Annotated in this window: 16 protein-coding genes; 9 read left to right on the top strand and 7 right to left on the bottom strand. The window is 67.9% G+C overall.

The features are described from left to right. Nucleotides 1-20 precede the first annotated feature (20 nt). The 3 genes from meaB to scpA are packed head-to-tail and all read right to left on the bottom strand — an operon-like array spanning nucleotide 21 to nucleotide 3,737. Nucleotides 21-1,067 carry a methylmalonyl Co-A mutase-associated GTPase MeaB gene (gene meaB / locus ACSQ3Y_RS18530; protein ID WP_436178406.1) on the bottom strand — a complete coding sequence of 349 codons (1,047 nt, stop codon included), beginning with the start codon at nucleotides 1,065-1,067 and terminating at the stop codon, nucleotides 21-23. Further along, the gene (locus tag ACSQ3Y_RS18525; protein WP_436178405.1) at nucleotides 1,064-1,528 is read right to left on the bottom strand and encodes a GNAT family N-acetyltransferase; all 465 of its coding nucleotides are present in this window, start codon (nucleotides 1,526-1,528) and stop codon (nucleotides 1,064-1,066) included. Before ACSQ3Y_RS18525 ends, meaB begins: the two co-directional genes overlap by 4 nt. A gap of 37 nt (nucleotides 1,529-1,565) precedes the next feature. Continuing rightward, on the bottom strand, nucleotides 1,566-3,737 hold the full coding sequence (scpA, locus tag ACSQ3Y_RS18520; RefSeq protein WP_436178404.1) for a methylmalonyl-CoA mutase: 2,172 nt from the start codon (nucleotides 3,735-3,737) through the stop codon (nucleotides 1,566-1,568). 118 nt (nucleotides 3,738-3,855) lie between these two features. Here scpA and ACSQ3Y_RS18515 point away from each other — a divergent pair, with 118 nt between their 5' ends. Continuing rightward, complete coding sequence (locus ACSQ3Y_RS18515) at nucleotides 3,856-4,491, top strand: GntR family transcriptional regulator (protein WP_436178403.1); 636 nt, start codon at nucleotides 3,856-3,858, stop codon at nucleotides 4,489-4,491. 131 nt (nucleotides 4,492-4,622) lie between these two features. Here the strand turns inward: ACSQ3Y_RS18515 and ACSQ3Y_RS18510 are convergent, their stop codons facing one another. Beyond that, nucleotides 4,623-5,786, bottom strand: coding sequence for a diguanylate cyclase (locus ACSQ3Y_RS18510; RefSeq protein ID WP_436178402.1), 1,164 nt, complete (start codon nucleotides 5,784-5,786; stop codon nucleotides 4,623-4,625). Between the two features lie 214 nt (nucleotides 5,787-6,000). Between ACSQ3Y_RS18510 and ACSQ3Y_RS18505 the strand changes: the two genes are divergently transcribed. Both ACSQ3Y_RS18505 and ACSQ3Y_RS18500 read left to right on the top strand, forming a co-directional pair. Continuing rightward, on the top strand, nucleotides 6,001-7,854 hold the full coding sequence (locus ACSQ3Y_RS18505; protein WP_436178401.1) for an AMP-dependent synthetase/ligase: 1,854 nt from the start codon (nucleotides 6,001-6,003) through the stop codon (nucleotides 7,852-7,854). 60 nt (nucleotides 7,855-7,914) lie between these two features. Further along, nucleotides 7,915-8,577 (top strand): hypothetical protein, encoded by a 663-nt coding sequence (locus tag ACSQ3Y_RS18500; protein ID WP_436178400.1) that lies wholly within the window; start codon nucleotides 7,915-7,917, stop codon nucleotides 8,575-8,577. Between the two features lie 16 nt (nucleotides 8,578-8,593). Here the strand turns inward: ACSQ3Y_RS18500 and ACSQ3Y_RS18495 are convergent, their stop codons facing one another. After that, nucleotides 8,594-9,862: an HD-GYP domain-containing protein gene (locus tag ACSQ3Y_RS18495; protein WP_436178399.1), complete on the bottom strand. Its 1,269-nt coding sequence runs from the start codon at nucleotides 9,860-9,862 to the stop codon at nucleotides 8,594-8,596. Between the two features lie 242 nt (nucleotides 9,863-10,104). Between ACSQ3Y_RS18495 and dusA the strand changes: the two genes are divergently transcribed. Further along, complete coding sequence (gene dusA, locus ACSQ3Y_RS18490) at nucleotides 10,105-11,130, top strand: tRNA dihydrouridine(20/20a) synthase DusA (RefSeq protein WP_436178398.1); 1,026 nt, start codon at nucleotides 10,105-10,107, stop codon at nucleotides 11,128-11,130. Here dusA and ACSQ3Y_RS18485 read toward each other — a convergent pair. Continuing rightward, a complete protein-coding gene (locus ACSQ3Y_RS18485; RefSeq protein WP_436178397.1) occupies nucleotides 11,127-13,988 on the bottom strand; it encodes a bifunctional diguanylate cyclase/phosphodiesterase in 2,862 nt (953 codons plus the stop codon). The two genes, dusA and ACSQ3Y_RS18485, sit on opposite strands and share 4 nt — an antisense overlap. A 181-nt stretch (nucleotides 13,989-14,169) precedes the next feature. Here ACSQ3Y_RS18485 and ACSQ3Y_RS18480 point away from each other — a divergent pair, with 181 nt between their 5' ends. From ACSQ3Y_RS18480 to ACSQ3Y_RS18470, 3 genes are all read left to right on the top strand, one after another. Then, a complete protein-coding gene (locus ACSQ3Y_RS18480; RefSeq protein WP_057204433.1) occupies nucleotides 14,170-15,234 on the top strand; it encodes a GTP pyrophosphokinase in 1,065 nt (354 codons plus the stop codon). Nucleotides 15,235-15,455: 221 nt separating this feature from the next. Continuing rightward, a complete protein-coding gene (locus ACSQ3Y_RS18475) occupies nucleotides 15,456-17,060 on the top strand; it encodes a polyhydroxyalkanoate depolymerase (protein ID WP_436178396.1) in 1,605 nt (534 codons plus the stop codon). Next, the gene (locus tag ACSQ3Y_RS18470) at nucleotides 17,057-17,758 is read left to right on the top strand and encodes an RnfABCDGE type electron transport complex subunit B (protein ID WP_082604335.1); all 702 of its coding nucleotides are present in this window, start codon (nucleotides 17,057-17,059) and stop codon (nucleotides 17,756-17,758) included. The genes ACSQ3Y_RS18475 and ACSQ3Y_RS18470 overlap by 4 nt, the downstream gene beginning before the upstream one ends. A gap of 21 nt (nucleotides 17,759-17,779) precedes the next feature. On the opposite strand, the gene ACSQ3Y_RS18465 is transcribed toward ACSQ3Y_RS18470, so the two are convergent. Next, nucleotides 17,780-19,267 carry a methyl-accepting chemotaxis protein gene (locus tag ACSQ3Y_RS18465; protein WP_436178395.1) on the bottom strand — a complete coding sequence of 496 codons (1,488 nt, stop codon included), beginning with the start codon at nucleotides 19,265-19,267 and terminating at the stop codon, nucleotides 17,780-17,782. A 150-nt stretch (nucleotides 19,268-19,417) separates the two neighbouring features. Between ACSQ3Y_RS18465 and dapC the strand changes: the two genes are divergently transcribed. Together dapC and dapD are read left to right on the top strand one after the other, a co-directional pair. Continuing rightward, nucleotides 19,418-20,623: a succinyldiaminopimelate transaminase gene (gene dapC / locus ACSQ3Y_RS18460; RefSeq protein ID WP_436178394.1), complete on the top strand. Its 1,206-nt coding sequence runs from the start codon at nucleotides 19,418-19,420 to the stop codon at nucleotides 20,621-20,623. A gap of 4 nt (nucleotides 20,624-20,627) precedes the next feature. Continuing rightward, a complete protein-coding gene (gene dapD / locus ACSQ3Y_RS18455; protein ID WP_436178393.1) occupies nucleotides 20,628-21,461 on the top strand; it encodes a 2,3,4,5-tetrahydropyridine-2,6-dicarboxylate N-succinyltransferase in 834 nt (277 codons plus the stop codon). Nucleotides 21,462-21,492: the final 31 nt, after the last annotated feature.

Genomic DNA, 21,492 nt, shown 5'->3' with positions numbered 1-21,492 from the left:
CGGTGAAATGGCTGTGGTGATTACGGTGTATCGGTATGGGACGCTGCCAGCAGGGTGCGCGCAGCAGTGGATGCCGCGATGCGCCCCGCGGCCACGTCGGCCTGCAGCGCGGGCAGCAGGCCGCGCACCTGTGGATGCTGGCGAAACGCCTGCTTGAGCCCGGCGTCGATGCGCTCCCACATCCAGGCCAGCGACTGCTTTTCGCGGCGCAGGGCCAGGCGGCCGTTGTCCGTCTGCTGGGTGCGGAACTGGGTGACGGCATCCCAGAAGCCGTCCACGCCCTGCCCCAGCAGCGCGCTGATCTGCACCACGCGCGGCTGCCACAGGGCGCCGTGCGTGGCATGGTCGGGGTTGCCGTGCATGCCCAGCAGGCGCAGGCTCGAGGTGATCTGCGCCTGGGCCCGCGTGGCAGCGTTCTTGTCGATGTCGGCCTTGTTGATGGCCACCAGGTCGGCGATCTCCATCACGCCCTTCTTGATGGCCTGCAGGTCGTCGCCCGCATTGGGCAGCTGCAGCAGCACGAACATGTCGGTCATGCCGGCCACGGCGATCTCGCTCTGGCCCACGCCCACGGTCTCGACCATGACCACGTCGTAGCCTGCGGCCTCGCAGACCAGCATGGCCTCGCGCGTCTTTTCGGCCACGCCGCCCAGGGTGCCGCTCGACGGGCTGGGGCGGATGTAGGCCTCCTCGCGCATCGACAACTGCTCCATGCGCGTCTTGTCGCCCAGGATGGAGCCGCCCGACACCGTGCTCGACGGATCGATGGTGAGCACCGCCACGCGGTGCCCGCGGTTGATGAGGAACAGGCCCAGCGCCTCGATGAAGGTGGACTTGCCCACGCCCGGCACGCCGCTGATGCCCAGGCGGAAGGCCTTGCCCGTGTACGGCAGCAGCGCGGTAAGCAGTTCGTCCCCTTGCGCTCGGTGGTCAGTGCGGGTGGATTCGAGCAGGGTGATGGCCTTGGCCATGGCGCGGCGCTGCACGGGCTGGGTGCCGTGCAGAATGCCATCGAACCATGTGCTGGAAGGAGGCTTCAGGTCGGCCAAAGGCAGGGGCGCGTTCATTCCACAGCCTCCCCGGCCCGCCACTCGTAGTGCACGTCCACATCCTCCTGGCCGGTCTGCACGAAGCCGTGGCGCAGGTAGAAGCGGTTGGCATTGCTGTGCTTGAGCGCCGTCACGTGCAGCACGGCGCCTTCGCGGCGCGCACGGTTTTGCACGCTGGCCAGCACGGCGGCGCCGATGCCGCTGCCCTGCCAGTCGGGGTGCAGGTACAGATGCTGCAGCCGCAGGGTTCCCGCCCCTTCGGGCAGCACCGTGACGAAGCCCATGCGCTGGCCACCGGGCGAGGCCAGGTGCTGCATGTGCTCCGGGGTGAAGGCGGCGCGCAGGCGCTCCCGCGAGCGCTCGGGCGTGTAGCGGCCCACGCGCTCCAGGCTCTCGCGCATGGCGGCGGTGCGCAGCGCCAGCATGGGCTCGAAGTCGTCTTCGGCAACGGGGTGCAGCACGAACACGGGCGCGCTCATCGGTCGATCTCCGTACGGCCCCTGGTCTGGCGCACGCTCATGCGGCAATGGCCTTGCGGATCTGTTCGAGCACGTCCTTGGCGCTGGCCGGGATGGGCGTGCCCGGTCCGTAGACGCCCTTGACGCCGGCCTCGTACAGAAAATCGTAGTCCTGCGCCGGGATCACGCCGCCGACAAAGACGATGATGTCGTCCGCCCCCTGGTCCTTGAGCGACTGGATGATGGCCGGCACCAGGGTCTTGTGGCCGGCGGCCAGCGTGCTCACGCCCACGGCGTGCACGTCGTTCTCGATGGCCTGGCGCGCGCATTCCTCGGGGGTCTGGAACAGCGGGCCCATGTCCACGTCGAAGCCCAGGTCTGCAAAGGCCGTGGCCACCACCTTGGCGCCGCGGTCGTGGCCGTCCTGGCCGAGCTTGGCGATCATCACGCGCGGGCGGCGGCCTTCGGCCTCGGCAAAATCGCTGATCTCGCTCTTGAGTTTGTCCCAGCCCTCGGCCGAGTCATAGGCAGCAGCGTACACACCGGTCACCTTTTGCGTATCGGCGCGGTGGCGCCCGTAGATCTTTTCGAGCGCGTCCGACACCTCCCCCACCGTGGCGCGCAGGCGCACGGCCTTGATGGCCAGGTCCAGCAGGTTGCCCTCGCCGGTTTCGGCGGCCGAGGTGAGCACGTCGAGCGCTTCCTGCACCTTGGCCGTGTCGCGCTTGGCGCGGATGTCCTTGAGGCGCGCGATCTGGCCGTCGCGCACCATCACGTTGTCGATCTGCAGGATGTCGACCGGGTCTTCCTTTTGGAGCTTGTACTTGTTGACGCCGACGATCACGTCCTTGCCGCTGTCGATGCGCGCCTGCTTCTCGGCGGCGGCGGCCTCGATCTTGAGCTTGGCCCAGCCGCTGTCCACGGCCTGCGTCATGCCGCCCATGGCCTCGACTTCTTCGATGATCTTCCAGGCGGCATCCATCATGTCCTGCGTGAGCTTTTCCATCATGTAGCTGCCGGCCCAGGGGTCGACCACGTTGGTGATGTGCGTCTCTTCCTGGATGATGAGCTGCGTGTTGCGCGCGATGCGCGAGGAGAACTCGGTGGGCAGGGCAATGGCTTCGTCCAGCGCATTGGTGTGCAGGCTCTGCGTGCCGCCGAACACCGCCGCCATGGCCTCGATGGTGGTGCGCACGATGTTGTTGTAGGGGTCCTGCTCGGTCAGGCTCCAGCCGCTGGTCTGGCAGTGGGTGCGCAGCATCAGGCTCTTGGGGTTCTTGGCGCCGGTCTCCTTCATGATGCGGCACCACAGCAGGCGCGCCGCGCGCATCTTGGCCACTTCGAGGTAGAAGTTCATGCCGATGGCCCAGAAGAACGACAGCCGGCCGGCGAACTCGTCCACGTCCAGGCCCGAAGCGATGGCGGTCTTCACGTACTCCTTGCCGTCGGCCAGCGTGAAGGCCAGTTCCAGCGCCTGGTTGGCGCCTGCCTCCTGCATGTGGTAGCCGGAGATCGAGATGGAGTTGAACTTCGGCATGTTGCGTGCCGTGTAGCCGATGATGTCGCCGATGATGCGCATGCTCGGCTTGGGCGGGTAGATGTAGGTGTTGCGCACCATGAACTCTTTCAGAATGTCGTTCTGAATGGTTCCGCTCAACTGGTCCTGGCTCACGCCCTGCTCTTCCGCCGCCACCACGTAGCCCGCCAGCACGGGCAGTACGGCACCGTTCATGGTCATCGAGACGGACACCTTGTCCAGCGGAATCTGGTCGAACAGGATCTTCATGTCCTCCACCGAATCGATGGCCACGCCGGCCTTGCCCACGTCGCCGGTCACGCGCGGGTGGTCGCTGTCGTAGCCACGGTGGGTGGCCAGGTCGAACGCCACGCTCACACCCTGCCCGCCGGCGGCCAGCGCCTTGCGGTAGAAGGCGTTGGATTCCTCGGCCGTGGAAAAGCCCGCGTACTGGCGGATGGTCCAGGGCCGCACCGCGTACATGGTGGCCTGGGGGCCGCGCAGGTAGGGCTCGAAGCCCGGCAAGGTGTTGGCGTATGGCAGGTCGGCCGTGTCCGCCGCGGTGTACAGCGGCTTGACGGTGATGCCGTCGGGCGTGACCCAGTTCAGCGCATTGACATCGCCACCCGGCGCCGACTTGGCAGCGGCTTTCGCCCAGGCCTCGAGCGAGGCGGCAGCGAATTCAGGGGGGCTGTGGGGGGGCGTGGCACTCATGGCGAAGCGGTCTCCGAGGAAGCGTTGGACGTTGTCAGGGCTGTTCCCGATGTGGCGGCAAGTTTACATCATTCATAATTATTGATTCAAAATATTCTTCGCAGCTTACAATCCACCCATGTCTGCACTGACCCTCACGCCCCGCGCCCTGTACGAAGAAGTGGCTGAGCAACTGCGCCAGCGCATCTTCCGCCGCGAGCTGGAGCCCGGCAGCTGGATCGACGAGCTCAAGATCGCCGAGGAGTTCGGCATCAGCCGCACGCCCCTGCGCGAGGCGCTCAAGGTGCTGGCGGCCGAAGGCCTGGTCACGATGAAGGTGCGCCGTGGCGCCTATGTGACGGAGATGTCGGACAAGGACCTGCGCGACGTCTACCACCTGCTCAGCCTGCTGGAGAGCGACGCCGCCGCCGTGGTGGCCACCAGCGCCACCCCGGCGCAGCTGCAGGAGCTGCAGGCCCTGCATGCCGAGCTGGAGGCCGCAGCCGGCGAGCGCGAGCGCTTCTTTGCCGTGAACGAGCGCTTTCACATGCGGGTGCTGGAGCTGGCCGACAACCGCTGGCGCAGCCAGATGGTGGCCGACCTGCGCAAGGTGATGAAGCTCAACCGCCACAACTCGCTGCTCAAGCAGGGCCGCATCGAGGATTCGCTGAACGAACACCGCGCGGTGATGGCCGCCCTGGCCCGGCGCGATGGCGCCGCCACGGCCCAGGCCATGCAGGCCCACTTCGCCCAGGGGCTGGAAGCAGCGGCCTGATACGGATTTGCCTTCAACCGTCTAACTTCGTTGGTCCGCCTTGCCGTGCTACAGCACTGTCTGCGGCTTCCCGCCTAGTTATACGGTTGAATGCAAATCCGTATGACGCCCTCCCGGCACCTGCTGCTCGGTCAACCTTCTGCCATTTCCACCCGGTTGCGCCCCCTGCGCTTGGCGGCGTACAGCGCATCGTCGGCGCGGCGCAGCATCTGGTCCAGGCTGGCATCGCCATCTGCCTGCGCCGCGATACCCGCAGAAATGGTGATCGGCAACGATGTCCCACCCGTGGTGAACGGCGTGCCCGCCACGGCCAGGCGCAGCCGCTCTCCGGCCGCATGGGCGTCGCCATGCTGGGCCACGTCCAGCAGCACCACGAACTCTTCTCCCCCGTGGCGGGCCACGAAGTCCAGCCCGCGCGCCGAGGCCTGCAGTTGCCCGGCCACATGCTGCAGGGCCCTATCGCCCACCTCGTGCCCGTGGCCATCGTTGATGGCCTTGAAGTGGTCCACGTCGATCAGTGCCAGGGCCAGGCGGCTGCCGCCCTGGCGTGCCGTGGCAAAGCGCTTCGCGCCTTCGGCGAGCAAGGTGCGGCGGTTGGCCAGGCCCGTCAGGTAGTCGGTGGCAGCGGCCAGCTCCCACTGGCGGCCGATGCGCTGCGAGCACATGAACAAGAAGGCCGTGGTGCCCACCACGGGCAACAGGGCCGTGACCAGCGGGCTGGCCGCGTTGATCCAGGCGCCCTCGCCGGTGATGTCGAACGACGGCCCCACGCGCCGCACCAGGAAGTACGCGGCGCGAAAGGCCACGAACAGGCCGACCAGAAAAAACAGGCCCGCCAGCGCCCTGCGGCTGCGCGCCCGCTCCCCGGTGCCACCCCGCACCAGCTGCAGGGTGCCAGCCATCAGCACGAAAGCCACCACGCCTGACAGCAGTAGGATGCGGCTGGGCGTATCGGGCCGCACCCCCGCGAACCACACCACGCCGCCAATGCCCGCCACGGCCGGCAGCAGCATCCACCAGCGGTCCGGCACGCCATCGAACTGGCGCAGCGCACGCCAGTAGCCCGTGCAGCCGAGCATCACCATGCCATTGGCCATGGGCGAGACCAGGCCCAGGGGCAATTCGTACTGCACGGCATACAGCACGGCGCTGCCTGCCAGCAGCAAGGTGGCGATGCGCCAGGTTTCGGCACAGGGCTGCAGCGACACCGGCAAGTCCTTGTGCATGAAACCCAGCACCGCACCATTGGCCAGCATCATCAGCGTCGCGACGATAAAGATGGTGATGGGATCCATGGACCGAAGGGGGCGCGGGCAGGCAGGACGCAGCTGTGGCAGTGGAGGGATTGTGGCCGACCGGGGCCCGCCCCCGGAGGACTCTTTGGCGCGCGAAACAAAGAAGCACAGCTTGTGCCGCCCGGATGGGTATGATTCCGCGGGTTTTCCCCAGGGTGGTGCAGCATGGCACCACCTTGGCACGGCGCACGCCGCCCCGGCACCCAACCATCCGATGACCTCTTCCCTTCCCGACATCGGCAGCGTCCAGACGCTGCCCCAGCTTCTCTCGTGGCGCGCCAGCCTGACGCCCGACGCCCCTGCCTTTCGCGCCTTCGATGCCGCCAGCCAGGCCTGGCTGACCTGGACCTGGGCCGAGACCGCCGCCCATGTGGCCCGCTGGTCGCGGGCCCTGGTGGCCCTGCAATTGCCGGCCGGTGCCCGCGTGGCCATCCTGCTGCCCAATGGCCTGGACGCCATGTGCGCCGACCAGTCCACCCTGGCCAGCAGTTGCGTACCCGTGCCGCTGCACGCCATCGACAACCCCGGCAGCATCGCCTACATCCTGGCCGACTGCGAGGCGTCGATGCTCATCGTGGGCAGTGCCCAGCAGTGGGAGAAGATCCGCGCCGCGGGCACCGACTTCCCCGCACTGCGGGCGGTGATCGTGACCGACACGGACGCCTCGTTCAAGGCCAGCGCTCCCAGCGCGCACAGCCCCGCCGTGGGCTCGCTTGCGCAATGGCTTGAAGGCGCAGCCCAGGCGGTGGAACAGGCCCCGCCGCAGGCCCCCGGCCCCGAAGACCTGGCCGCCATCGTCTACACCTCGGGCACCACCGGCAAGCCCAAGGGCGTGATGCTCACGCACCGCAACGTGGTGAGCGACGTGAAGGCCGTGCTCGAGCGCATCGCCCCCACGGTGGACGACGTGTTCCTGTCCTTTTTGCCGCTGTCGCACACCTTCGAGCGCACTGGCGGCTACTACCTGCCGATTGCGGCCGGCAGTTGCGTGGCCTATGCCCGCTCGGTGCAGCAATTGGCCGAGGACCTGCAGACTATTCGCCCCACGGTGCTGGTCTCGGTGCCACGCATCTACGAGCGCATCCACGCCAAGCTGCTCGAAAAGCTCTCGCCATCGCCCTGGAAGATGCAGCTCTACGAGGCCGCCCAGGCCCGCGGCTGGCAGCAGTTCTGCGCCGCGCAGGGGCTGGCCCGGCCCGAAGACGACCAAGCCGGCGGCTGGATGGCCGTCCTGCCCTGGGGCCTGCTCCAGGCCCTGGTGGCCAAGCCCCTGCTGGCCCAGTTCGGCGGCCGCGTGCGCGTGGCCGTGAGCGGCGGCGCGCCGCTGTCGCCCACCATCGCCAAGTGCTTTCTGGGCCTGGGCCTGCCGCTGGTGCAGGGCTACGGCATGACCGAGACGGCGCCGGTGGTGTCGGTGAACTCGCTCCAGGACAACGACCCGGCCTGCGTGGGGCGCGCCCTGCCCGGCGTGGAGGTGCGGATCGGCGAGAACCGCGAGCTGCAGGTGCGCGGCCCCATCGTGATGCAGGGCTACTGGAAGCGCCCCGAGGACACGGCACGCATTCTGTCGGCCGATGGCTGGTTGGGCACGGGCGATCAGGCCGACATCGTGGACGGGCGCATCTTCATCCGCGGCCGCATCAAGGAGATCATCGTCACCTCCACCGGTGAGAAGGTGCCCCCGGGCGACCTGGAACTGGCCCTGCTGGCCGACCCGCTGCTGGAGCAGGCCTTCGTGGTGGGCGAGAACCGCCCCTTCATCGCCTGCGTGGCCGTGCTCAAGCGCGACGAGTGGCAGCGCCTGGCCGGCGACCTGGGCCTGGCCGCAGCCGACCCCGAGAGCCTGAACCACCCTGCCGTGCACCGCGCCGTGCTGGCGCGCATCGAAAAGAGCACGGCCAGCTTCGCGCGCTATGCCGTGCCGCGCGCCGTGCACCTGACGCTGGCGCCCTGGAGCATCGAGAACGGCTTCATGACGCCCACGCTCAAGCTCAAGCGCGCCCCGCTCATGGTGCACTTCGGGCAGGCCATTGAGGGCATGTACCAGCAAAAACCAGGGGCGCGCTGAACCGGGACCGTGCGGACCTGGCCCCTGGGGTTGTAGACTTGCGCCATGATTTCTCGGCGCTTGCCATGCACCGTTGCCGCCCTGGTTTGTGCTGCGGGTGCCTCCCTGGCGCAGGACACCGCCGCACAGCGCGCTGCCCAGCTGCAGGCCGCCGTTGATACGGCCCTGCCCACCAAGGGATTCAGCATCTGGACCAGCGCCAAAGGTGACCTCGACGGTGATGGGATCGCGGACCTGGCGGCGGTGGTGGTCAACCTCTCCGGGGAAGGCCCGCGCGAGGAACGGCTTCTGGTGCTGGCCGGCACGCCGGGCGGCGGCTACACCCCGCTTTCCGTCTCTGGACAGTTCTGCGAGGCAAACAAGGGCTACAACCTTGAGATCACCGCGACCTCCCTCTTGGTCCAGGGGGTCTGGCGCGCTGAATCTTCGGGCATGGACAGCTTCACGATGCAGTTCCGCTACAACCCCAAGCTCCGGGATTTCGAGCTCATCGGCAGGGAAGACCTGGCGGAGAACTACGACGCCCGATCGTCCTACCGGGCCAGCGTCAACTACCTGGCCAAGGTCGCCATTTACACCCGCATTGCCGGCAAGAAGCGCAAGGACCTGAAGGCGCCGCTCAAGCAGCCTGCCGTCCTGCGCCTGCGCGGATTCAATTGTGGGGATGAGAGCCCCATGGACCCGTTGGTCTACATCAACGAGGACTTCACCGTCCGCAGGTAGTGCACGGGGGAAGAACTCAGTCCTCGACCGAGTAGAAGTACGACAGCCGCTGCTGCGGATTGAGCCAGTCGAGCACCTCGGCAGGCAACGTGGACGGCCGGATCGCTTCGGCCACGCGGATGTCGGGCTCGGTGTGCAGCTCCACCAGCGGCGCCTCGTCCTTGGAGATTTCGGGGGTGTAGACCAGCACCTGGGGGCGCAGGGCCTCGGGCCCCGGGGCCACCACCAGCGCCAGCGCGCCATCGGTGAGCTGGACCACCGTGCCCGGCGGGTACACGCCCAGCAGCTTGATGAGCGAACTGAGCAGTGCCGGGTCGTGCTGGCCCGATTCGTTCTTGAACATGTGCGCCAGCGCCTCGGCCGGCATCAGCGGCTCGACGTCGCGGGCCTCGGGCGAGCACAAGTTGTCATACCGGTTGACCAGCGCCAGGATCAGCGCCAGGCGCTGGGTTTCGCGCTGGCCGCGCGGCCAGCCCGAACCATCGGCCGCCTCGTGGTGGCTGGCGATGCAGGCCAGCGCCTCCTTGCTGAAGGCGCCCGAGTCTGACGCCAGCTGGGTGCTGTACATCACATGCTGGCGCACGAACTCCTCCTCGTGGCGCTTGCGCCGGGAGGTCTTGAACAGCTGCGGCGGCACCTTGGACTTGCCCACGTCGTGCGCCAGCGCCGCCATGGCCAGGTCGGCCAGTTCGCGCTCGGCAAGGCCGGCCTTCTTGCCCACCAGCATGCACAGGGTGAGCACGTTCAGCGCGTGGAACTGCGGCCCCTGGTCCTTCTTGTCGCCCAGCAGGTGCAGCAGCACCTCCTTGCTCTGGGCAATGCGGGCCGCCGTCTCGCCCGACAGGTCGGCCAGGATCCGGCCCGCCGCCTTGGGCGAGCGCGTGAGCGTGAGCAGCGCCTCCCGGGTCTGTCGCGCGGCGTCCTCCCAGGCCCGGTCGGCGCGCGCCGCGGCGTCTCGCTGGCGCTGGCGCTTTTCCTTTTTGGCCTGGTCACGCTGGCGCACCTCGGCGGCCAGGGCGGCCTGCCCGTCGGCGTGCTCCGGCTCCGGTGGGTGCGCGGCCACGGGCACCAGGGGCAGCGGCTGCGCCGTGCTCCGGTCCGGGTGGTGGTACAGCTGGCCCTCGATGCCCAGGGACTGGATCACCGCCACATCCTTCGCCGTGCGGACCATGAAGCGGTTGGCGATGAAGGGGTGCTCGTCCCAGCGCATGTCGAGCCAGACGTACAGGCCGGCGGTGAGTTGGGACGGGGCGATCGCTACGGCGATACCGGGGTTCTTCCACATGCAGGCGATTCAAAGAAAGAAATGGCTGATTCGGCCCCGGCGGCGTTCGCAGCACCGGATGCGGCTCCCCCATACTAAAGACAATGCGCGGCCATGTGCGTCAACAGAGTGCAAATTCGCGCAGAGGAACGCCTGTCTCGGGCCTCGGAAGCCCCTGAACCAATATATTGACCCAAGACCTGAGAAAATGCAGGCCGGCACCTCTTTGGAGCCCCTCGCCCTTGCAACACCGGTTTCTCGCCTTGGAAAACAGCCCCACCTCCCCTGCCGCCGCTCCTCCAGCCATCTTCAGCCCCTGGCGCATGTCCGTGGCCCCGATGATGGACTGGACGGACCGCCATTGCCGCTATTTCCACCGGCTGCTGACGCGCCAGACCCTGCTCTACACCGAGATGGTGAACGCGGGCGCCATCATCCATGGCGGTACGGAGCGGCACCTGCGCTTCAATGCCGAGGAGCACCCTGTGGCACTGCAGCTGGGCGGCAACGAGCCCGACCGGCTGGCAGAGGCTGCGCGGCTCGGTGCGCAATGGGGCTATGGCGAGATCAACCTGAACTGCGGCTGCCCGAGCGACCGGGTGCAGCGCGGTGCCTTCGGTGCCAGCCTGATGAAGGCGCCCCAGCTGGTGGCCGATGGCGTGAAGGCCATGAAGGATGTGGTGGACGTGCCCGTGACGGTCAAGCACCGCATCGGCATCGACAAGGGCGAAGACTACGGCTTCGTGCGCGATTTCGTGGGCACGGTGGCCGATGCGGGCTGCTCGGTGTTCATCGTGCATGCGCGCAATGCCTGGCTGCAGGGCCTGTCGCCCAAGGAGAACCGCGACATCCCGCCGCTGCGCTACGAGGTGGTGCACCAGCTCAAGGCCGATTTCCCGCACCTGACGATTGCCATCAACGGCGGCATCCAGGCCGACGAGGTGGTGCACGGGCAACTGGCACGCCTGGACGGCGTGATGATCGGCCGCGAGGCCTACCACAACCCCTGGTGGCTGGCCCGCTGGGACCAGCTCTACTACGGCGGCGAGCCCTGCACCCTGACGCGCGAGGAGGTCGAGCTGGCCATGGTGGACTACATGGAGCGTGAGGCCGCGCTGCACGGCACGCCCTGGCCGCACATCGCCCGCCACATGCTGGGTCTGCGCCATGGCCTGCGCGGGGCACGTCTGTGGCGCCAGGTCTGGAGCAACCACCTGCTCAAGGACCGGCCCGCACGCGAGGTGCATGCCCTGGCACTGGCCACCACCCTGATCCCGGAACCCGTCTAAGACCGTAAATAGGTTTTCAGCCAGCCATCCAGCGGCTCCGGCCGGTAGAACAGGTAGCCCTGCAGGCATTCGCAGTGGCTGGCCACGAGGAAGTCGGCCTGGGCACGGGTTTCCACCCCTTCGGCCACCACGCGCAGGCCCAGGTGGCGCGCCACCGAGATGATGGACTGCACGATGGCCGTGTCGCTCGGGTCGCCGGGCGTGTCCTGCACGAAGCTCTTGTCGATCTTGAGCTCGTACAGCGGCAGCCGCTTGAGGTAGGCCAGGCTCGAATAGCCCGTGCCGAAGTCGTCGATGGAAAAGCGCACCCCGAGCTGCACCAGCTCCGTCATGCGGGCGATGGTGTCGTCCAGGTTCTCGATGAGCAGGCTTTCGGTGACCTCCAGGATCAGGCATGACGGCGTGGCCCCGGTCTGGGCCAGCACGTTGCGCACGCGCTCGACGAAGTCGTCCTGCCGGAACTGGCGCTGGCTGACGTTGACCGAGATCGACAGCGGCTCCCCCACGCCGCCCCGGGCCAACCGGGCGGCCTGCAGCTGTGCAATCGCATCGCAGGCTTTCTCGATCATCCACGCGCCCATGGGCAGTATCAGCGCCGAGGACTCGGCGATGGGGATGAAGCGCGCCGGCGGCACGCTGCCGCGCACCGGGTGGCTCCAGCGCATGAGCAGCTCGCCGCCCACCACCACGCCCTGCGCATCCACCTGCGGCTGCACGAATGCGGCCAGTTGCCCTTCGGCCATGGCCTTCTTGAGGTCCTGCTCCATCGCCAGGCGCTCCTGCACGTCGGCCTGCATGGCGGCCTCGTAGAAGCGGATGCGGTTGCGGCCCAGGTCCTTGGCACGGTACATGGCCGTGTCCGCCTCGCGCAGCAGGTCTTCAACGCCCTCCTCCCGCTTGGGAAACAGCGTGATCCCCAGGCTGCCCGTGCTGCTGTAGAGGTGGGTGTCGATGGCGTAGGGCTGCTCCAGCGCCTCGCGCACGCGCTCGGCCACCTGCAGGGCCTGCCGCCCTGCGGTGGACATGTCGGTTGCGATGCCCTGCAGCAGCAGCACGAACTCATCGCCCCCCAGGCGCGCCACGGTGTCGCCGGGGCGCAGCAGGTGCGTCAGGCGCTGGGTGACCTCCACCAGCAAGCGGTCGCCCAGGGAGTGGCCGCGCGCGTCGTTGATCTGCTTGAAATTGTCCAGGTCCACATACAGCAGCGCCCCGACCTGGCCACTGCGGCGTGCGGCGGCCAGGGCCAGCCCCAGGCGGTCGAGCAGCATGCGGCGGTTGGGCAGGCCCGTGAGGGCATCGAAGTAGGCCAACTGGTGCGTGCGCTCCTGCGCCACCCTGCGCTCGGTGACGTCGCGGGCCAGCGCCACGAAGCGCGGGCCGGCGCCCGGGTTGGCGCTGTCCTTGCGGGCCACGGACAGCTCGAACCAGTGGGTGCGCCCCTCCAGCTCCAGGTGGAACTGGTGGCCCGCCGAGTAGCCATTCTGAAGCGCGGCCTGCACGGCAGCCAGGCTGCCGGCCGCCTCGCCGGGCGGCACGATGTCCTGCAGCCGGTGGCCCACAAAGCGCTCGGGCGCCAGCACCGGCAGCTGCAGGCGCGCCGAGCGGCAATGGTGGATGCGGCCCTGCGCGTCCAGCTCGAACAGCAGGTCGGGTATGGCGTTGAGCGTGCTTTCCAGGTCATCGCGCGTGCCGCGCAGCTCGGCCGTCATGCGGCGTGCCAGTGCCATGGCGCGCTCCCGCCCGGTGGCCAGGACCCAGGCGAACCAGCCCAGCAGCAGGCTCACGAATACCCCCATCACCGCCACCAGGTAGTAGCCGTCGTCGTCATGGCGCAGATCGAATGCGGGCAAGGGCGCCATCACCAGAGTCCAGCTGCGTCCGCCGACCTCCAGGCGCCGCTGGATCGGTAGCGCGCCGCGCGCCAGGGCTTGCGACTGCAGCCCTGCGTCGCCGTACAGCCGGGCTTCGGGCGTGGGATCTACGCCATCGTAGATGGCCAGGGCAATGTCGGGGTCGAACTCACGCGCCAGCCCCTGGACCACGTCACCCACCCGGAATGGGGCGGCCACCCACCCCCGGATCGCGTGGCGGCGGGTGGGCAGGGACTCGGCCTCCAGGCCCGGGGCGTACACCGGCAGGAACATGCCCAGCTCGCCCTGCAGAGTACTGCCCGGCGCGAAGGCCCCGAGCAGCCCCGACAGGGCCAGCCGGCCGGTGTCGCGCGCGCGCCCGAGCGCCTCGCGCGCTGCAGGCAGGGTCAGGACGTCCAGGCCCAGGGCCTCCAGGTTGCGCCCCTGCAGGGGTTCGATGTGGGTGATGGGCGCGTACTGGGCGCGCTCGCCGGGCGGATGCACGGTGTAGCCGGAAAAGCCCCGGCCCCGCACGTCCGCCAGATGGGCCTCCAGGGGACTGCCCTGCACGTACATGATCAGCGACACCCCTTGCAGGCCGGGCCGCGTCTGCTGCAGCTGCAGGGCATCGACATAGTTGTGGAATTCGGCCCGGTCGATGCGCTCGGACCCGTCCATGTAGCCCTGCACGCCCCGGAGCACCACCTCGTAGGTGGCCATGCGGTCGCGCAGGTTGTAGGCGATCTGCTCGGTTGCCGCATGCAGATTGCGCAGCCGCTTGTCCGCCGACTCGCTGTGCGCCCGGTACCAGTACAGGCCGGTGGCCCCGAGCATCATGCAGGCCATCAGCGGCGGCAACACCAGCACCAGCCAGCGCGGGCTGGTGGGGGCGTCCTGGAGCGTCTCGGACTCCGTGAACGCGGGGGGCTGGTGTTGTTCTGGTGTCATCGCATGGGGCAGGCGGCTGCTGCAGCGCCCCACCGGGGCGCTGGTAACGTGCGTTCTCATTATCAGGTTTCGCGCGGCCCTGCCAAGCGAGGTCACCCGATGCGCGGCGCAGACGGCATGCGTGTGAACTTGTACCGGGAGCGCGGCATCGGCTGACATCCCGGCTGCCAGAATGCAGGTATCGTTCGCGTGGCATTTCTTTCGCATTCCCGGCACCACCCGCCTCTTTGCAGACCCCACCATGGCATCGCTTGATTTTGAACGGGAAGAGTCCCGATTCCGTGCGTTCTACGCAGCCCAGAAACCCGTGCTGGAGGAGGCGTGCGCGGCCTTCACCGCCGCCATCGCCGGGGTGGTGGGCGATGCCCGCAGCGTGGATGTGTCCAAGGTAGAGGGGCGCGTGAAGGACGTGGACGAATGCATCCGCAAGTTTGCGCGCAAGTACCGGCCCGGCCTGGAAGAGAGCAACACCCCCTACGAGATCCAGCACTGGATCACCGATCTGGTCGGCGTACGCGTGGTCTGCCTGTACGAGGACGAGTTGGAAAAGGTGGCGCAGATCGTGCGCAGCCACTTTGCGGTGATCGACGTGACCGACAAGGCCTCGGCCGTGGAAAGCACCGAGGCCTCGTTTGGCTACAAGGGCCTGCACCTGGACCTGCGCCCCGGCCAGCGCGATCTGCCGGCGCTGGCGGTGCATGCCGACCAGCCTTTCGAGCTGCAGGTACGCACCATCATCCAAGACTCCTGGAGCGTGCTGGACCACAAGATCAAGTACAAGAAGTCCATCCCCGGGCAGCTCAAGCGGCGCATCAACGTGCTGTCGGCCCTGTTCGAACTGGCCGACCGCGAGTTCCGCCAGATCCGCGACGAGACGGCCGCCGAACTGCTGCAGGCCCCCGATGAGACGGAGGAAGTGGGCGCGGAGATGGACGGCGATGCCGCCACGGCACCCAAGTACTCCTCCTTGGGCAGCGAGCTCAATGCCTTCACCTTCCTCAAGATCGCCACGCATTTCTTCAAGGACTTCGAGTTCGACCCCTCCAAGGTGGACAGCTTCGTGGACGATATCCAGGCCTGGTCACCCGGCATCACCCGCGCACGCTTCAACACCCTGATGCGGGAGACGGTGGGCACGGTCAAGCGCTACAAGCAGCACTTCGAGGAGCAGAACCCCCAGGGCAGCTTCAACCCCTACACGGTGATACGGCACTGCCTGTACCTGGCCAACCGCACGCAGTTCCGCCCCGCGCTGCGCAACGTGGCGCGCGAGGCCTTCGAATCCTGGCTGGCGGACAACGGTTGAGCAGGCACCACGCGTGGCGCGGACAGGGGGGCCTGGTTGCGGGCAGGGTTTTTCTGAACAAAATCATAGCAGCGAAGCTTTTCACAGCTGCACCGCCACGGCCCTTGTCCGGTGGTTGGACAGCGCTGTCACCAACGCGACTGGGCCTAGGTGGTTATCCCGCATGCAGAGGTAACCAAGTGCTGCTATATTGCACTGCAACATAACGGAGTTTCGACCCCATGCTCTACCAGATCTACGAAACCCAGCGCTCCCTGATGGAGCCGCTCACCGACTTTGCGCAAGCGGCGTCCAAGCTCTTCAGCAACTCCATGTCGCCCCTGAGCCAGACGACGTTCGCGCAGCGCATGTCTGCGGGCTACGATCTGCTGTACCGCCTGGGCAAGGACTACGAAAAGCCGGTCTTCGGCATCCATACGGTGGACGTGGACGGCGTGGGCGTGGCCGTGCATGAAAACATCGAGCTGGACAAGCCGTTCTGCGAACTGCGCCGTTTCAAGCGCTTTTCGGACGACACCGATACCCTGGTCAAGATCAAGGCACAGCCCGTGGTGCTGATCGTGGCGCCGCTGTCGGGCCACTATGCCACGCTGCTGCGCGACACCGTGCGCACCATGCTCAAGGACCACAAGGTCTACATCACCGACTGGAAGAACGCCCGCCTGGTGCCGCTGTCCGAAGGCGAGTTCCACCTGGACGACTACGTGAACTACGTGCAGGAGTTCATCCGCCACCTGCAGGGCACCTATGGCAACTGCCACGTCATCAGTGTCTGCCAGCCCACGGTGCCGGTGCTTGCGGCCGTGTCGCTGATGGCCAGCCGCGGCGAGAAGACCCCGCTGACCATGACCATGATGGGTGGCCCCATCGATGCGCGCAAGTCGCCCACGGCGGTGAACAACCTGGCCATGAACCGCAGCTACGAGTGGTTCGAGAACAACGTGATCTACCGCGTGCCCGACAACTTCCCCGGTGCCGGGCGCCGCGTGTACCCAGGCTTCCTGCAGTACACGGGTTTCGTGGCCATGAACCCGGACCGCCACGCCACGAGCCACTACGACTACTTCAAGGACCTGATCAAGGGCGACGACGCCAGCGTCGAGGCCCACCGCAAGTTCTACGACGAGTACAACGCCGTGCTGGACATGGACGCGGACTACTACCTGGAAACCATCAAGACCGTGTTCCAGGACTACAACCTGGTGCACGGCACCTGGGACGTGCGCTCGCCTGAAGGCAAGGTCGAGCGCGTGCGCCCGCAGGACATCACCACCACCGCCCTGTTCACGGTGGAAGGCGAGCTGGACGACATCTCCGGCTCGGGCCAGACCGAAGCCGCGCACGACCTGTGCACCGGCATCGTGCGCAAGGAGCAGCGCCACCTAGAAGCCAAGGGCGCCGGACACTACGGCATCTTCAGCGGCCGGCGCTGGCGCGACATCGTGTACCCCGAGGTGCGCAAATTCATCCTCGCGCACGAGGTGCCCCAGAAAAAGGCGCCCCGCCCTGTCGCCGTGACCGAACTGCCGGACGACAGCCCGCCCGTGCCTCCCCGCAAGGCGGTAGTCGCCAGCAAACCGGCAGTGAAGAAGGCGGCGCCCGCCAAAGCGGCCGTGAAGCCGGCGGCCAAGGCCGCTGCCCCCAAGAAACCGGCGGTGGTGGCCGTGAAGGCCGTGCCTGCGCCGGCCAAGGCAGCAGTGCAAGCCGCACCCGCCACCGGGGCCGCCGCCGCGCCCGAGCCGGACGCCGTGCCCACCGCCAAGGCCGCCGTCACCGCAGCGCCGGCACCACGCACCCGCCGCACCACGGCGGCCCGCAAGGCTTGAATCCGCAGCCGGACGCTCGCACACCCCTCCCTTCACCGCCTGCAGGGCCGGCTGCGCATGCGCTGGCGTCGCGCATCGACGCCGCTCTGCCGCAGACGCAGTGCACCCGCTGCGGCTACCCGGATTGCGCGGCCTATGCGCAGGCCATCGCCTTCGAGGCGGTGCCCATCAACCAGTGCCCCCCCGGCGGGGCCGAAGGGGTCGCCCGGCTGGCGGCCCTCACCGGCCAGCCGGTGCTGCCGCTGAGTGCCGACCATGGCCTGGAGGCGCCGCGCACCCTGGCCGTGATCGACGAGAACTGGTGCATCGGCTGCACGCTGTGCATCAAGGCCTGCCCGACGGATGCCATCGTCGGCGCCAACAAGCGCATGCATACCGTGATCGAGCCGCATTGCACCGGGTGCGAGCTGTGCCTCCCCGTGTGCCCGGTGGACTGCATCAGCCTGGAAACCGTGACCGGCCGGGCCACGGGTTGGGCCGCGTGGAGCCCGCAGCTGGCGGACCAGGCGCGCGGGCGCTATGCGGTGCACAAGGCACGGGTGGCCGCAGGCACGCCTGAGCTGGACGACGAAGAGGCAGCCGCGCCAGCCGATGCTGCAGCCATTACGGCCAGCGCGGCGGATGCCGCAGCCCAGGCGCGCAAGGCGGCCATTGCCGCCGCCATGGCCCGCGCCCGGGAGCAACGCGCACAGCGCTAGGCGGTTCGGGCCCGGAAGGCGTCAGCGTGCGGCCAGTGCCTTGTACACGCCGCAGCCCAGGTACAGGTCTCCCACACGTTCCACGAACGACATCTTGGTCTGCACCGCGCCGCTGGCCGGGTTGGTGATGTCGTACTCCACCCAGCCTGGTCCGATGTCTGCCTGGGCCGCAATTTCTGCCATCAACCGGTCACCGTCAATACCGGGAATGTCCTGCACCCGGGTGCCCACCTTGGCCGGGTTGCCGCCAAAGGCGCGGTAGGTGCCGCCGGCATCGAGCACGAAGACATACATGTCCCGGTCGTTGAAGGGCTGGCTCTTGTCGGTGATGCGCGCCAGGAACTGGTCCCGCGAGCTGCCCTTGTGCAGGGCTGCGGCGCGCTTGACCAGGGCCACCGCCTCTTCGGCCGTGCCCTGCTGCAGGCGAAACGCCGACACCGCGCGCGACAGCGTGGAGGCGCGGCTTTCCAGCGCCTCGGCCTGCCCCACCGCCTGGCTCACCATCTGCGCATTGCGCTGGGTGATCTGGTCGAGTTGCTGCACGGCGCTGCTGATCTCGCGCAGGCCCGTGCTCTGCTCGGCACTGGAGCTGGATATCTCGGACATGCTGGCCGCCACGCTGCGCATGCCGCCGGCCATGTCGGTGATGCCCTCGCCTGCGGTGCGGATCAGGCCTGCACTGGCCTCCACCTGCGTGACCGAGGCATTGATCAGGTCGCGGATCTCGCGCGCGGCATCGGCCGAGCGCTTGGCCAGCATGCGCACTTCGGAGGCCACTACGGCAAAACCGCGGCCCTGCTCCCCCGCCCGGGCTGCCTCCACCGCCGCGTTGAGCGCCAGGATGTTGGTCTGGAAGGCGATCGCGTCGATGGTGCCGATGATTTCCGTCATGCGGCGCGCGCCCTGCTGAATGGCCTGCACCGACTGCACGGCGCGGCCCATGGCCTCGGCGCCGGTGTCGGCTGCCTGGCGCATCTGGCCGGCGCGCTGGTCGGCGCCCTGGGCCGTCTGGGCGTTGTTCTGCACGGTGGACGACAGCTGCTCCACGCTGGCGGCGGTTTCTTCGAGGTTGGCGGCCTGCTGCTCGGTGCGGTCGGCCAGCTCGCGGTTGCCATGCGCCAGGCTCTGGCCGGCATGGGCCACCAGCGCGGCGTTGCTGCGGATGTCGGCCACCATGGACGAGAGCCGCAGCACCATGGCATCGAGCGCCTGGGCCATCTGCGCCATCTCGTCGGTACCGCCCGTGCCGGCGTGCACGCACAGGTCGCCATCGGTGATGCGCGCCATGGCGCCGGAGAGGGCCGCCATGTCATCCACCAGGCTCAGGTACAGCGCCAGCAGCGCATACAGCACCACCCCGGCGCCCGCCAGGTCCACCCACGTGGGGGCCCCCAGCAACGCTGCCGCCAGCGTGCAGGCGATGAGCACGGCCAGCGTGCCGAGCTTGCCGGGAAGGCGCAGTCGGCGCATCCACCACAGCCCAGGCCGCAAGGGAAGGAATCCTGCCATGTTGTCTCCAATATCGTTATAGGCCGCAGCGGGCTTTGCCGCGATACTAGATACGCGCTCTTACGCCGGATTGACAAGGTGGCCCGACAAGGCGGCCTTGTGACGGCGCGCACCGGCTTGCGTGCACGGCATCACCCATAATGGCGCCCCATGAACCCCCTGCTTTCCCACCTGCAGCCCTACCCGTTCGAGAGGCTGCGCAAGCTTTTTGCCGGAGTGACGCCACCGGCCCAGTATTCCCCCATCAGCCTGGGCATGGGGGAGCCGCGCCATCCTACACCGCAGTTCATCAAGGACGCACTCAGTAACAACCTCAATGGCCTGGCGAGCTACCCGGCAACGGCCGGCGAGCCGCGCCTGCGCGAGGCCTTCACCGCCTGGCTGCACAAGCGCTATGCCCTGAAGCTCGATGCGGCCAGCCAGGTGCTGCCCATCAACGGCTCGCGCGAGGGGCTGTTCGCCTTTGCCCAGACCATCGTCGACCCGACCAAGCCCGACCCGGTCGTGGTCTGCCCCAATCCGTTCTACCAGATCTACGAGGGTGCAGCCCTGCTCTCGGGTGCCACGCCCTACTACGCCCCGAGCGATCCCGCGCGCAACTTCGCGGTGGACTGGGACAGCGTGCCTGCCGAGGTCTGGAAGCGCACGCAACTGCTCTTCGTGTGCTCGCCCGGCAACCCCACGGGCGCCGTGATGCCGCTCAACGAGTGGCAGAAGCTCTTTGCGCTGAGCGACCGGCATGGCTTCGTCATTGCCTCGGACGAGTGCTACAGCGAGATCTACTTCCGTGACGAGCCGCCGCTCAGCGGCCTGCAGGCCGCCATCCAGGCGGGCCGCAAGGACTTCGAGAACCTGATTTCCTTCACCAGCCTGTCCAAGCGCAGCAACGTGCCCGGGCTGCGCAGCGGCTTCGTGGCCGGCAACGCCGAGCTGATCAAGGCCTTTCTGCTGTACCGCACCTACCACGGCAGCGCCATGAGTCCCATCGTGCAGGCCGCCAGCATTGCCGCCTGGGGCGATGAGCAGCATGTGACCGAGAACCGCGCGCTGTACCGCAAGAAGTTTGCCCAGGTCACGCCGCTGCTGGCCGGCGTGATGGACGTGGCCCTGCCCGACGCGGGCTTTTACCTGTGGGCCAAGGTGCCCGACGCCCTGCAAATGACCGACGCCGAGTTCGCCCGCGAGCTTCTGGCTCAATACAATGTCACCGTGCTGCCGGGCAGCTACCTGGCCCGCGAGTCCGGTGGTGCCAACCCCGGCGCCCAGCGCGTGCGCATGGCCTTGGTGGCCGAGGCCGAAGAATGCGCGGAGGCCGCAATGCGCATCGTCCAATTCATCCAATCCCGTACTGTCTGACACCATGACCCAACAACTCCAGAACATCATCGACGCCGCGTGGGAGAACCGCGCCACCATCTCGCCTGCCGCAGCCCCCAAGGAAGTCGCGGACGCCGTCGAGCACGTGATTGCCGAACTCAACAACGGCACCCTGCGTGTGGCCACCCGCGAGGCCATGGGGCAGTGGACAGTGCACCAGTGGATCAAGAAGGCCGTGCTGCTGTCCTTCCGCCTCAAGGACAACGAAGTCGTCAAGGCCGGCGACCTGGGTTTCTATGACAAGGTGCAGACCAAGTTCGCCCACCTGAACGAAGCAGAGATGAAGGCCACCGGCGTGCGCGTGGTGCCGCCAGCCGTGGCCCGCCGCGGCAGCTTCATCGCCAAGGGCGCGATCCTGATGCCCTCGTACGTGAACATCGGCGCCTACGTGGGCGAAGGCACCATGGTCGACACCTGGGCCACCGTGGGTTCGTGCGCGCAGATCGGCGCCAACGTGCACCTCTCGGGTGGCGTGGGCATCGGCGGCGTGCTGGAACCCCTGCAGGCCGGCCCGACCATCATCGAGGACAACTGCTTCATCGGCGCGCGCTCCGAAGTGGTCGAAGGCGTGGTCGTCGAAGAGCACTCGGTGCTGGGCATGGGTGTGTACCTGGGCCAGAGCACCCCGATCTTCAACCGTGCCACCGGCGAGATCAGCTATGGCCGCGTGCCCACGGGCTCGGTGGTGGTCAGCGGCAACCTGCCCAAAACGGCGGCCAATGGCGCGCCCTACAGCATGTATGCTGCCATCATCGTCAAGCAGGTGGACGCGCAGACCCGCTCCAAGACCAGCATCAACGACCTGCTGCGCGACTGATTCCAGTCCCGCAGCGCCTACCAGCACGCAC

Source organism: Acidovorax sp. LjRoot66 (assembly GCF_964253305.1).
Lineage (GTDB): Bacteria > Pseudomonadota > Gammaproteobacteria > Burkholderiales > Burkholderiaceae_C > Acidovorax.
This window is presented reverse-complemented; position numbering and strand designations above follow the sequence as displayed.